Origin of the sequence: Vibrio profundi, from assembly GCF_043642225.1 — a bacterium.
GTDB classification, from domain to species: Bacteria; Pseudomonadota; Gammaproteobacteria; order Enterobacterales; family Vibrionaceae; genus Vibrio; species Vibrio profundi_A.
Genome location: NZ_JBHZSF010000011.1, coordinates 128556 through 142482, shown reverse-complemented (window position 1 = coordinate 142482; position 13927 = coordinate 128556). Strand labels below are relative to the sequence as shown.

Sequence of the window (13927 nt, the reverse complement as noted above, 5' to 3'; positions counted from 1 at the left end):
ATCCTTAACGATTTACTCGTGTCCAATGTGAACCTTCGAATCCAAGCAAGTAACGTAGTCCACCAACAAAGTTTGCGTAGTGGCCAACGACAAGGTAGGAAACTAAAGATACGGGTTTAATAGAAAGGTGCTTTGGTAATAAGTGGCCGACAACACCGGTGATGTAGACACTTACCTGCAACCAAAAGAGAATATTGAAAATCAGGGTGCCCATTAATAAAAATGAGGTTACTAGGCAAACTAGCATCAAATATGGAGTGAGCAGCCTTAACCCTTTTCCTGAAAAGAAAGTGAAAGCGATACCTTTGAACTTAGGGTTGAATAAGCCAAATAGCTCAATGGCTTGCTGCATATTGCCTGCCGAAATTCTTAGTCGACGACGGAAATCATTGTCATTACTTGTTTGTTCCATTTCCAACGCGACCATATTTGAATCGTAGTGGGCAAGATAACCTTTACGAACGATTTGCATAGGTAACATGAAGTCATCATTAATCGTATTTGACGGTAAGACATCAAATAGATGGGTTCTGAATAAATAGAATGCTCCATGTGCACCTAAACTCGAACCAAAGGAGGCTTCTCTTTTTTTTATGGCCGTTTGATAGGCCCAGTAACTCACTTCCCCTTGGTTTTCAGATGGGCACAAGCAGTAAGTCGCGTTTACAACGCCTACGTTATCATCTGAAAAATGTTCGCTTGCGATTAATAATGAGTCCAATGAAATCAGGGCCGAGACATCACTGAGCGCCGTAATATCAGAGTCGATATCAATCATCTCACTATTTAATAGGGCAACTTTGCCTCGATTCTCTTTGTGGTCATGGATTTCAAAGTGAATATCTGAGCAGATCGCTTCTTGAATGGCCATTTGAGCTAGGTTTACCGTATCATCGGTACATCCGTCGCACGCAATGATGACTCTTAGTTTGCCGCGTGGATAATCCAATGCTGCTAAGTTGCGAATTTTGTCCGCAATCCATTGTTCCTCATTAAATGCGGGCACTAATATGGTGACCGAAGGTAGACGAGAATCTCCATCACCAGAGCGGTAACCTCTATCAACGTCATTCATCGCGACACTTGGGTGCTTTTTTGAATACCAGCTTAAAATGACAGGATAGATAGCGTGGTGGTAAACGATGAGTCCACCAGATGCAATACAAGCTGTTATTAACAGGATATCGATCATGCGTATGCTCCATCTGAAAGTGCGTCGTAAGCATTAGCCATCTTACGAATATCAAAATTGCTAAGGATGTAGTCTCTAGGAGACACAGTATGTGGATCTGATGCGTGCAAGCGTTGTGTGGCGTTGTCTAACTCCTTTGCAAGTGCTGTGATGGTATGACGAACTACCAGTGAGCCGGTTTTGGGACATAATGTTTCGTCTGTGGCGCCAACATCGGTCGCCACCGTGGGAATACCACATGCCTGAGCTTCAAGGGTCGAAAGCGGTAACCCTTCATGACGTGACGGTAAGCAGAATAAATCTAAGGATTGATAAAACGCTGGCATGTTGTCGACAAGGCCAAGAAAGATAACACGGTCGCTTAAATTGAGTTTCTGAGTAAGCGCTTCTAGCGATTGTCTTTCAGAACCGTTACCAGCAATGGCGAGTGATACGTTTGAAGGAAGTAAAGCCAGTGCTTTAATTAACTGATCTTGCCCTTTAACGGTTTCTAGTCGCCCTGCGCATCCGATGATCATTGTATTTTGAGGAAGTCCAAATAGAGAACGAGCTTGATGTTTTGAACCAATCTGGAATTTTTCACAGTCGATGCCGTTTCTAATTGTGATGATGTTCTGATGTGCAAACATGCCTTTGAGTTGGCGATAAACTCTACTCGCATCAGCAACTAGCATTGGTTGTGCGGCCTTTAATGCAAAGTTTTGAAGGCGACGACGCTTAGTGTTATTTAAATGCCATGCATCATGTTCTGTATGAATTCGATGAGGTACACCTGCCATTCTCGCTGCGCTACCGGCATATAAAAGGGGGCCGATGTGGTGTGTGTGTACGACATCAGGCTTCATTCCGATGAAAGCTTTAAGTAACGTAGTCACGATAGCTGGTTGAAGACCTGGCGCTTTCTCTAAGAACACTAGGTGGTTCGCATACGCTTCCAATTTTGGCCAGTGTTTGATTGCGTCTTCCCTTGTTCCCTCTAGGCTAAAAATAAGCACAGTATCGAGAGGTTTGGCTAAACGTAACAGATCAAGAGTTAGCGTTTCTAACCCACCAGGCGCAAGGTGCTGAACGACGTGAATGATCTTCTTTCCATGTCCATTTCCGTTCGTATCCATGTGTTATCCCTTCTAAACAAATTTGTAAGTGGCTTAGTTTTATTGTGACTAGGTTACAGCGTGTAAAATAGTAAATGCATTTCTTGTGCCAAAAATAAAATCCATTTATATCAATGACTTGTTGTGGTTTTTTGATTGTGGGAGAGGTTTTTACGATTATGAAAATCAAATATAGAAATGATAAATAGTGACAAAAACGCCACCGATAGTAGGTGGCGTTATGTGCTTCTTATAGCGTTGGATTGTGCTTAGCTCAATTTAGGGATCACGGTAAGGACAGGCGCTTCTAACAATTGTTCCAATTCATCCTGGCGCTTAATTGAAGTATCAAAGAGTTCGATGACGACAGCGAGCCCACTGCCTAACGCGATGCCTCCAAACGCCCCTGCAATGATGAAGATAATCGCAGGTAAGTTTGATGGTCCACTAGGTGTAAAAGGCAAATCGATAATTTTGACCCGTTTGTTTTGTTCGAAGATACCTAATGAACCGGTTAATTGAGCCATTTCATAACGTTCCATCAATTCATCATATAGCTGACGTTTGATTTGCACGTCGCGCTGAAGCCGATACATCACTTTGGCATTTTCACCAAATTGATTGGCTTTGTTTTCGAGTTCAAAAACCATTTTTTTGAGGCTCTTGGTTTCTTCACTTAAAGATTCATATTTAGAGCGAACCAGTTGCAAACTATGAAGTTGAGTGACAAGAAGTGGTTGAACATCGGAGAGTTTGGTCAAAGTATTACTACTTGCGATGTCCCACAATTGATCGCTGTTTAGGCTAGGCTGTTTGAGTTTAAGAAGTGTTGTTCTCTCGCTTTCCAAACGCTCTAACTCTCTCATTTTGGCTTGAACAGCGCTATGCTGGTCGGTGTATTTGGCTTTTAGCAGTGTCAAATCACTTCGAATTTCAATGATTTGGTCTTCCAATTTACCAATGACAGGGTTTGTTTTAGATAACTGCTGATCAATGGAACCCAGGCTTTTCTTAACGCCTGATAACTCTGCCTCTTTTTCCGCTAGGTTTTGTTTGAGTGAGGCTAAGCGATTGAGGCTTTGGCTTTGTATTTCTGGTGTTGACTGTGCGTTTTTGTTTTTGTAATCCGCGAGCGCTTCTTCAGCTATGTCTAGCTCATTGCGTCTTTTTTCAATATGGATAGCGAGAAAATCACTAGAATCCTCAATAGATGAACGTTCCGGCGCAAGCAGTTGCTCGATGAAATGTTCGCTAACCGATCGTAGTAACGCTTTCATCCCATCAGGTGAATCGGACACAAGGGAAATTTTGATGAAGTCTTTTCCGAGTTGAGTAACCGTTAAGCGTTGAGACATATCTGCAATGATTCGGTCTTTTTCGATGCCTTCCATCTCGTCATTGATAAGCGATAGCTCTTCTGCCACCGAGTACAAGACATGACGACTCTTGAGTAAAGTTCGCAGCGCGTTTATTCGGTCTTTAAGCATGGTCGAAACTGCAATATCTTCGAGAAATGGATTCATTTTTGCTGTCTCTTGTATCAGCATACTGGTATGCGCTTCATATTTTGGAGGCGCGAGTTTACTTATTCCGAACCCGACGAAAGGCAGAATCAGGATGGGGATGACAATCACGTAGCGCTGGCGCCACATGCCACCCAATATGATGAGTAACCTTATCTTTAATTGATTCATAGTGACTCCAACATACGCTCGACAAACAGACTGCGTTGTTCCCAACTTTCACTCGCGACAACTTGGCTACGCTCGCTTCTTATATACTCAGCTTGTGGTGCACGAGCCATGGTGAGTGCTTGGACCATTTCGTCTGCATTGGTAACAGTCGTAACATGCTTTGAATAGGGTTTTAATGCAGGGAAAGGTGTGGAAACGATCGTTGAACCTGCTGCTAGGTATTCCAGTAACTTGAGAGGGCTGCATGCTCTTATTTGCTCATTGTCCACGAAGGGTAATAAACTCACGTCCCAGTGTTGCGAGTATTTCGGTAGTTCATTGTGCGATTTTGCACCCAAGTAATGAACGTTTGAACGCTTTGGTAACTGTGAGTTAGGCAGTTCATTTGGACCAATGAATACAAAGTCCCATTCAGGTAGTTGAGCGGAGACAGACTCGATCAAAGAGTAATCGAGCCATTTGGACAAACTTCCGTAGAACCCTGCAATAGGTCGATGTTCACCCGGAAGATCTTTTGCTCTTGGGGCAGGAGTTGTAAACAAGCGGGTATCGACACCGTGAGGGAGTAATTGCGTTTTTGATGCAGGGAATTTGCTCATCAACTTATCACTCACAGCAAAGATGAGATCCGCTTTTTCAATGAGGTTTTGCTCATGACGGGCGACGGTGTCATGGTCGACCCCGGCAAGTGCTTCAAAGTCGTCACCGCAGTAATAGATCGTGGCAGTCTCCCCAAGCTCTCCACACAAATCAGCAGCCGTCGGTAGTGAAGTCCATAAGACGGGTTTTGTCATTCCAAGCTTTCTAATAATTGGGCGTAACTGACTCAACATAAGTTGTTTGGCGGCATACCTTGCGATACTAGAACTAGGAGCCGGAATGGTACGCAGGTTAGCGACCGTAATATTGAACTCATTCGAGGCACTCATCATGTTCTGTGACTGAGTGTTCCCTTTACCAAATAATTTATTAAAGGCGCGAGCTGCATCTTTTGCGCATAGCTTAGGCTGTCTTAGGCCAATTGAATTGACCCACAGAACTTGATGAGTTCGTGATAGGTGGCGAATTAAATGTTGTGTTGATGAGGGTAAGCCACCGAAATCTTCACCAAAAACAATTAAATCACGCATGGTAGCCTCCGTTGTTGTCATCAACGTTCTGCACTTCATCTGATTCAGGTGACGGTATCGTCCCAACCACTTTTGCTGGGTTTCCCGCAGCGATGCTAAAAGGAGGAATCGATTTTGTCACGACACTACCGGCGGCAATGACGGTGCCTTCACCAATAGTCACGCCTCCTTTGATTGTTACGTTCGTTCCAAGCCAAACATCCTGCTCGAGAATAATTTCGCCTATCTGGGAGAGGTCATCGCCTTCTCCTTGCGCGCGACGTTTAGCGTCAAGAGGGTGACCTGAATAGCCGAAAAGAAAGCCACCGCTCGCGATACGAACATTATCTGAAATCACGACTTTAGTGCCGACGGCGATTGTAGTTTGCCATCCGATATCGACATTGCTTCCGACGATTAAGGTCGGGTTTTCAATCATCGAACAACCAGAAAAAGTAGTGTGTCCTGATATTCGACAGTCATCACCTAAATGAATGCTAACAGGACCGCTCACAAAGGGAATTCCGCCATAAAGATAAAGCTGTTTACCGTGAGAGGCTAAACGACCTTTGAATGCGGGTGTGTGATAGAGCAAGCGAGCTGACGATGACCATAAGCCAGTCACAGCATTGTGGATGAAGTAGATGAGTTTATTAAAGATCTTAGGAGTCCTTAATTCAAAACAACGTATTTTTTTCAAAATGAAAAATACATTTCTAATTTGAGAATTAGGGTGGCTCTTGAGCCAGTATTTAAAATTATGCAGAGTTAACGTATTCATATTGAGTACTCCTAGCCGTTGATACTAAGAGTACTTTCACAGAGTGTGCCAATAAATTATCTAATTAAAATCAGAGAGTTAACCATCCTGTTTGGGTTCGTTCTCATTTTGACAAGCTTTTTGGGATATGTGAGCAACGCTAACAATGAGTGCGGACAGTATGTAGATAGGCCAATTGAAACCTTGTGTAAGAAATGTGCCTGATACTATGGTACCAAGTAATCCTGCGAATACCGCGTTGGCAGAAGAGATCAGATTTGGATCGGGTGCAACAGCGCTATTTTCTAGTTTATTTAAGGTTCGTTTTGCAGTTCGTATCAGAGCCACAATTAAACATATGAACACCACTAACCCTAGAAAGCCCGTTTCTGCTAACACGCCAAACCAGGTGCTATGAACCGCGTGATTTAATCCATCCCAGTGAGGGCTGTAAAAATAGTAGTTGGAATAAAAGTTATTTAACCCAACTCCAGTGAGCGGGTTAACGGTCGCCATTTTGAAAGCGGCTTCCCATGCATAGAGTCGGCCCATGGCCGATGCGTCGATCCCGGCTTCTGCTGCTCCTCCAGAAGCTCTATCGGATATCCCGGCAACAAAATACAAGCCAATTGCAGCAATGCCACTCAATGAGATAAGCAATACTTTTGAACGAATCAATTTAATCGCGAAGATACCAAACACGGTTAAGGAGCCTAATAAGCCACCACGGCTTTGAGTCGCGATAACCGCAGCCATCAAAATGACGCAAACAACAGCGCCAAGTAACCTTGAAGGAATGGAAAGGTTGCGAGTAGTGGCGTTACTGACGGCGAAAGCTAGCGGAAACATTAATGCCAGTGCAAGGTCGTTTGGATCTCCAAGCATTGAACCGATGTCTCGACCTATGGTCACACGCGTTTCTTCCACCATACCTATGCCGTTGGCCGAGTTATACAGCGCAATTGTTCCGATTAGTAATCCAGAAAGGATGATAACAAGTGACGTTTTACCAAGGTTTTCTGCACTGTTAACCAGCCATACAATCGCCAAAGTCATCACAATGATCTTCCAATAGATCCCTTTAAACTCTTGGATTGCAATGGGGCGGTTGGAAGCAAATATAATCCCAATAAACACCAGTAGCCAGAAGATGGCGAGCCAAGTTAAACATGGGTGCCAGTACATTTTGAGCTCTTTGCTAATTAACGCATGCCATAACAGAGCAGAAAGTGCACCTAGAGACAGAAGCAACGGGATCTTCAGAGGATAAAGCTGGGGAATGGCTTCATGAATGCGGAAAAACGAAAACGCGACGAATAGAATCACTAGCCAAAACGTTTTATTAAGTACAAATAAAGCGCCCAAAGGGACAAGAGCAAGCACGATAACCACTAATGGATGAGGAACCAAGTACCACGTTGCTCCCACCAATAAGCAAACTATGGAGGCACAAAGAATAGCGGGTAATCGGCTTTGGTCTGCTTTCATCGTTACTACGCTCCTAATCCTACCCGGTGGTAAAAACGTTTCATTGTGGCTTGCACTAGTTGGTTAAACTCGGCGTTAAAAAACAGAGGTAATGCTGTAATGATAGGCGTTGTCACGGCAAGGAGGATGCAAACCAGCGGGTTTGTTACCGAGTAAGCCACGTACAGACCGATGGCCAGTATCACGGAATTAATTCCGAGAACGGAAAGTTGGTATGGCAAAATGATCAATTTCTGACTCACGAAGAAAGTAATCACCATTTTAAGGAATTGCGCGACCCCTAGCGCGAATATCACTCCCCAGATCCCTGTGTCGGACCACTGCCACATTAACGCGAGGCCGACTAAGGTAGCTGCAAGACAAATTTGAAGCTGCCACTGGGTTTTCTTTCTGAACAGGATTCCGACGTTCAGTAATTCCGACATTTCTTTTAGCCACGCAACGCATAGAGTCCCAATAAGTAATGTGGATGAGGCTGAATATTCAACGGGCAGTGCTAGTGCGATAAATGCTTTTGCTGAAAATGCAACGGCAATTGTGAGCGTTGTTAAGTAGACCATGCCAAATTGCGTAATCTCAGCGCAGCGAGTGACACCATGCTCTTCGATAGTTTGGAAACGTTTCGGCATCCACCACATACCGAAAGGTTGCATGAGGATACACATCGCGAAAGAAAATTTTATGGCAACGGAGTACCAAGCCAGTGTTTCTAAATCGGTCGAGTATGCAAGGAAGAAGCGCTCACTGCCGTTTAGCCCAAAACCAATGAGAGCCGCCAACATAAGCGGTAGGCTATAACTCAAAAACGGTTTGATAGTGGATAGGGGTGGCAGACTCCACTTAAACCGGTTAATGAAGTGTAGGGCGGTAAACTGAAGTATGTAAGTAACCGCACTGCATGCCAAAATACCTTTGACCGATGGAGAATAAGTAAGCACCAGTACCACAAGGGATACTTGTATGGCGGTGGAGCAAACGCTGACAATAAGGAATGTTTTAGCGCGATCTTGCATTCTTAACCAAGCCGTAGAAATGCCCAATATGCCTTCGAAGGAGGCACATAACAGCAATAGGTTGAGCTCTACAGTCGTAATTAAGCTGTTGCTTGGTAATTGGATGATATTAATCACTGTAAATAGCACTACAGCAAAGATTATAGAGGCAATAGATGTGCAACTATAAATCTCGCTAGCACAAGTAAATCGTTGCTGTGTATCTTTTTTTACGCCCGCAAAGCGATAGATCACCTCGTGCATAGACAGAGCAATCACAATACCAGATACCGCACCAATGGTGGCCAACAGGTCCAGTTTGCCTATTTGCTCAGGCATTAGGTAGCGAGTCATTAAGGGAAGCATTAACAAAGACAGGCCTTTATTAAGCATTAAACCAACGCCATACGTTGCCATACTAGAAAGTGCAGAGGTGCGACTCATGAGCGAGCTCCAAAGTCATGACTTTGATGACTCACGTAACTTCGACGCGTTGTTAAGCTTTCAGCAATAGCGGCGTAGCAAAGCTCTGCTCGGTATTGCTCTGTTATTTTTTGCCCTCCAATAGAAAGAGATGCACGTAAATCTGTATTCTGCACCAGTTTACCTAATTCACTTCTTAGAGAGAGCTCATCTCTTGGAGTGTATTTAATGCAATTCTCTCCATGGGTAAGTTTCTGATCCCAATAAGCTCCGTCAGATGGAATCACCACAGACAAACCAGCGGCGAGAGATTCAAGTATAGAAAGTCCAAAGGGTTCGTTATCACTCGTCGAAACGAAGATGCCACACTGTGAACGGATTGTGTCTAGGTTATCTGGGGATTCATATAATCTGACATTGTCCCAATTTTTAGGCAACTCACTGACTGCGAGCTTGGTAGAAGTTGGGCGTATATAACAGATATCTGCAGTAAAGGAGAGGCCCGAAAACTTACTGTCGATAGCGGACACAAAAATATCAAGTCCTTTCCATTCCAGTAGTGAGGCCGCCCAAAATAGACGCTCGGACTGAAATGAAGCTTGTGATGGCCAATGTAACTGGCTGATTCCGTTGGTAAAGGCTCGCATCTGTCCTGAAGTGAATGAAAAGTTTGCTAAGGTACGGTTTTGCTCGGGATCGGACGTTAAGCTGAAGTAGGCATATAGTGCATTACAGATCGACTGATAGGTCGAATCTAAATAATACACGTGCTTTGCTTGGCTTAAACAGTAACCAATTGACCGGGACGGTGCGACAGGACCATGGATCAACTGAATAACTGAAAATCGCATAATGAAGCGGCAAAGATACAATGCCATATCAATACCAGGGCCAGAAGCGCCAACCGCGTAATCAATGGGTTTGATCCGAATGAAAGTGATGAGCAAGACTGTCATCAAGTAAAGCTGAGAAAGCCAATATTTTAAGCCGTTCGCGTGGCATAAAAAGGCAAAGTAGGGCAAGCGAATGATTCGAGTGTTTGGAACGTGTTTTTGAACCTGTGACCAGCTCGAAGGATCCGCTGTTAGAATCGTAAACTCTACATCTGAGTCTTTGCACACTAACAGCATCTCAGAAGTCGCGACTTTCGAGCCACCGGCAAAGGCGATTGGGTCATAAATAAAACCGTGAACTGGCAGCGCTTTTTTTTGAGTAAACATAATCATACCGTCCTCTTTTTATTACTTGAACGCCCAACGAATAAGAGGCTTGAATCCATTTGTCACAGGTACAGTGTGACTAGTAGGCTCAGCAGATATCTTGTCGTAAACGGATTGAATAGATTTCGTATTCGCAGCGACTGTCAAGTGGCAACTCGCGTGTAGATATAGGTTTTGTGCAAGACGTTGGCGAAGAGCGGAGTCACTAACAATTTGGCTTATTGCGTTTCCGAGTTCGATGATGGCGTTGTCTGGAGAGTAAAGTAACCCCGTCTCATTGTGTGTAATGAATTCTGGTATACCGCCAACGTTAGGAACGACAACGGGTAATTGAGCAAGCCCAGCTTCTGCGATAGTAAGTCCAAACGCTTCGTCTCTAGCACCACTGACATACGCATCGGCGCCCCCTTCTAACCAATCTGAAACGTTATGTCGCTCTCCAGCAAAATGTACCCGGTCAGTGAGCCCTAAGCTCTGAGTCAGCTGTTGTAAATTATTGTGCTCTTCTCCATCACCAACAATGACTAGATGAACTTCGATGTCGGCTTCTAAGTGCTGTAGGGCTTGAATGATAAGATCGTAGCCTTTTCTTACGATCAAAGAGCCTACGCTAATGAGAACAGCACTATGGCTAGGGATCTCAAAGTATTCACGTATGCATATCGACTGGTGATGGCTCTCTTTTACGCCATTGTGAATGACATCAAGTTTTGCTTTTGGATAGCCGTCATCGATGATCCCTTGGCTAATTGCGTGGCTCACACAGATAATGTGCGGAGACATATGCAATCCAAGGGTGAAGCGATCTCTTAGCTGATAATCACTATGGAGCTGTGTCACAAGGGGAATCTGGCAAAGACGAGCAGCAAGGCACATCCATTGGCAAGGTGCTCCACTGTTTACATGAATCGCGTCAATTTTATGCGTTCGAATAATGGCAATCGCTTGTTTCACCAATCGCCACCAACCTAAAAAATCAAAGCGAGGGGCAAGCCAGCCTGCGATTAACGGAAAATCAGAAAATTCTGTTTCGACCCCTTGCGCTTGTACGTGACGTAAAAGTGGAATGCAGTTAGTCCATAAAATGGGTGAGAAACGGTTTCGATCGAGTGATTCCATGAGATTGATGAGGCATATTTCACTGCCACGAATCCAGTTGTCACCATAATGAACATAAAGAATATTCTTTTTCATTTTAACCTCGCCAACGCTCTAAACTGTTTTTATAGTCATTAGGTTGCAAGGGCAGTGCCATTTAATGGTGTTTTTAACTTATTGTTATTTAAGAAATAAATCCATTTTAGACGAAGGGCGGTGATTGTTTCTCAAATTGAGAATCATTTTAGTAGCGTCAGGTCGGTGGGAAATATCAAAATCTAAAAAAGCGAAAACATCTTTAAGGGGCTGGAAAGTAACACTTTAATAGCTGTGGGATGACTGCTTGTGGAGAATAGTGTTGCTCAACTGTATTCATAGCATTTTGCCTAATTGAACGTTGCTGCTCTGCGTTCAAGCTTAGCCATTGAGTTAAGCACAGGTTCAGTTCATCAACACTATTGGCGATAAAACCATTAGTTTCATGCTCAATAAGGCTCGGCATATTACCAACTGCTAGGCTAATAACAGGAATCCCTCTGCCCATCGCTTCTAAAGCTGCCATAGGCAAGCCTTCAAAGCGGGATGTAATCATCAACACACCGATATTGCTCCAAACTGCTTCCATGTTGTCTTGGTGGCCATGAAAGACGGTATTACTGGATGCTTGAGTGTGTAAGGTGTGCTTTTCTGGCCCGTCGCCATAAACATCGAATATGAGTTTGCTATTGAGCTTAGCGAGTTGTATGAAACGATCGGCGCCTTTTTCATGGCTTAACCTTCCAACAAACCCGATATGAGATGAGTATTGTTGGGGGCGTGTTGGCAACGAGATGAAATTATTCAGTAATGTCGAATGAGCGGGCAATTTTGCTTTGATTTTGTCACTCACCACAAGCGAGTGGTTGGAGACAAAACTAGAATATCGATCTAGCCAGTCGTATAGCCACACGCGGCCTGTGGGCGTTTCCCCCGCGTGGTAAGTGGAGACCTGAGTAGCTGCTTTTAACATTCCGCTAATCTTTGCAAGTTTGCTGAGTAAGCTCGCTTTATAACCGTGAGCGTGTATAAGGCGAGGGGAGTGTTGGTTTAAAGCAAAACAAAGTTGTTGATAGATAGAGCCTTGAGTAGGGCTCAATTCATTAAGGTAGCTAAATTGTATGTCTGCAGAGCGAAGACGTTGAATGATTGGTGGAGTTGGGGAGTATTGCGCGATTAATATCACTCTTACCGCAATATCATGGCATTTAAGCCCTTGAGCTAACTCTATGACATGCGTTTCGATACCACCGAAGATTTGGCTGTCGAGTAACAGCCAAACTTCATTATCGGTAATCAAACTAGGCTTGGCTGCACTCATCTTCAGATTCCCAAGCCTGTTTCTTTCTATAAACAGTAGAAGGGCTTAACTCTAGAAGCACAGCAGCATTTAACACATTGCCATCGCAGTAATTGATGGCATTTTGTATGGCTTCACGTTCAATCTTCCACATTGGACGAATCGTACCATCTGGGTTGGTTAGCGTTGAACTCTCGGCGGCAGCAGGTGGTGCACCGCTTTCAATGACTGGTGGCTGTTCATTCGTTTGAGCTTGGATTGCTGCGGCCGCTGGTGGAGCACTCCGAGGTGCAGGAGCCGAGGTTCCTGATTTCGTTGCGTTAATCGGAGGGGGCAACATGTCTTTCGTTACATTCGTTTCGTTGTTGAGAACAACGATGTTACGAATGATATTTTGCAGTTGACGGACGTTACCTGGCCAGGAGTAACGCTTCAATAGTGTTTGTGTTTCTTTGTCTATTGCAGTGAAACGCTTCTTATCTTGTTTGGCGTACATCTTTAAAAAGTGAGTGGCTAACGTGACGATGTCACGGCCACGCTCTCTCAGCGGAGGCATTTCGACAGGGACAACGTGAACACGATAATAAAGATCTTCACGGAATCGACCTTCTTCCACTTCTTTAAGGGGATCTCGATTGGTCGCGCAAATAATTCTTACGTCGACTTTGATCTCTTTGTTTCCACCAAGAGGGGTGAAAGTCCCCGTTTGCAGAAAGCGTAACAGTTTTTTCTGCATTTCTAATTCCATTTCACACAATTCGTCAAGGAAGAGTGTTCCGCCGTGGGCTTGCATTGCTGCCCCTTTACGGTCGGTCGTTGCACCAGTAAACGCCCCTTTAACGTGACCAAAAATTTCGCTTTCCATCAAGTCTCGAGGAATCGCACCGCAGTTGATTGCAACAAAAGGTTTGTCGTGGCGCTGACTCTCTTGATGAATGGCTTCGGCGCACACTTCTTTACCAGTACCACTTTCCCCATTTATGAAAACGCTGGCGGTAGTGGGCGCGACGGAATCGATGATTTTGTACACCGCTTGCATAGGCAAGCAAGAACCAATGAAGTTATGGAACCGTTCACGATCGAATTTAGATTGAATGTCGTCGACGAGATGTTCTAATTTTGCTCGTTTTAAGTGAAGGGTTACGGACGTTTTGAGGCGGTCGGCTTGAATCGGCTTCTCTAAAAAGTCTTCTGCGCCTCGTTGAATTAGGCTAACAGCAATGTCAACTGAACCATGTGCCGTCGCGATGATCACAGCGGTAGGGATTTCGTTTTCTGTTATCCAATCCAAAACTTCTTCTCCAGACATATCTGGAAGTTTTAAATCGAGTATTACAAGCTGAGGCGCATGTTTTTCAATAAAGCTTTGAGCCTCTCTACCCGTCTCGACATGAAATATGTCGTAAGGCTCATCTTTTACATACTGTTTATAGAGAACCGCAAGAGAGGTTGAATCTTCTACTAACAATACTTTAGGTCGCATGAACAAATCCTTTTGAAACCAAGGTTTAATCAACAAAT

10 protein-coding genes and 2 pseudogenes are annotated in these 13927 nt (G+C 44.2%); all 12 read right to left on the bottom strand.

Annotated features, from left to right (window positions below):
• Nucleotides 1–4 precede the first annotated feature (4 nt).
• Nucleotides 5–1192 (bottom strand): glycosyltransferase family 2 protein, encoded by a 1188-nt coding sequence (locus ACHUFI_RS16445; RefSeq protein WP_394251037.1) that lies wholly within the window; start codon nt 1190–1192, stop codon nt 5–7.
• Nucleotides 1189–2307: a glycosyltransferase gene (locus ACHUFI_RS16440; protein ID WP_394251035.1), complete on the bottom strand. Its 1119-nt coding sequence runs from the start codon at nt 2305–2307 to the stop codon at nt 1189–1191. The genes ACHUFI_RS16445 and ACHUFI_RS16440 overlap by 4 nt, the downstream gene beginning before the upstream one ends.
• A 248-nt stretch (nt 2308–2555) precedes the next feature.
• Entirely contained in the window at nt 2556–3980 is a 1425-nt protein-coding gene (locus ACHUFI_RS16435) for a GumC family protein (RefSeq protein ID WP_394251033.1), read from the bottom strand.
• Complete coding sequence (locus ACHUFI_RS16430; RefSeq protein WP_394251031.1) at nt 3977–5110, bottom strand: glycosyltransferase; 1134 nt, start codon at nt 5108–5110, stop codon at nt 3977–3979. The genes ACHUFI_RS16435 and ACHUFI_RS16430 overlap by 4 nt, the downstream gene beginning before the upstream one ends.
• Entirely contained in the window at nt 5103–5870 is a 768-nt protein-coding gene (locus ACHUFI_RS16425; protein WP_394251029.1) for an acyltransferase, read from the bottom strand. The genes ACHUFI_RS16430 and ACHUFI_RS16425 overlap by 8 nt, the downstream gene beginning before the upstream one ends.
• A gap of 78 nt (nt 5871–5948) precedes the next feature.
• Nucleotides 5949–7337: an O-antigen ligase family protein gene (locus tag ACHUFI_RS16420; protein ID WP_394251027.1), complete on the bottom strand. Its 1389-nt coding sequence runs from the start codon at nt 7335–7337 to the stop codon at nt 5949–5951.
• A 5-nt stretch (nt 7338–7342) separates the two neighbouring features.
• Nucleotides 7343–8773, bottom strand: coding sequence for a lipopolysaccharide biosynthesis protein (locus ACHUFI_RS16415; RefSeq protein WP_394251025.1), 1431 nt, complete (start codon nt 8771–8773; stop codon nt 7343–7345).
• Complete coding sequence (locus ACHUFI_RS16410; RefSeq protein WP_394251023.1) at nt 8770–9978, bottom strand: glycosyltransferase family 4 protein; 1209 nt, start codon at nt 9976–9978, stop codon at nt 8770–8772. Before ACHUFI_RS16410 ends, ACHUFI_RS16415 begins: the two co-directional genes overlap by 4 nt.
• A 15-nt stretch (nt 9979–9993) precedes the next feature.
• Nucleotides 9994–11166, bottom strand: a complete 1173-nt coding sequence (locus ACHUFI_RS16405; RefSeq protein WP_394251021.1) for a glycosyltransferase — start codon at nt 11164–11166, stop codon at nt 9994–9996.
• Nucleotides 11167–11368: 202 nt separating this feature from the next.
• Entirely contained in the window at nt 11369–12427 is a 1059-nt protein-coding gene (locus ACHUFI_RS16400) for a glycosyltransferase family 4 protein (RefSeq protein ID WP_394251019.1), read from the bottom strand.
• Nucleotides 12408–12578: pseudogene (locus ACHUFI_RS16395) on the bottom strand (helix-turn-helix domain-containing protein); the annotation flags it as partial. The gene ACHUFI_RS16400 and the pseudogene ACHUFI_RS16395, both read right to left, overlap by 20 nt.
• A gap of 147 nt (nt 12579–12725) precedes the next feature.
• Nucleotides 12726–13889: pseudogene (locus tag ACHUFI_RS16390) on the bottom strand (sigma-54-dependent transcriptional regulator); the annotation flags it as partial.
• Between the last annotated feature and the right edge of the window lie 38 nt (nt 13890–13927).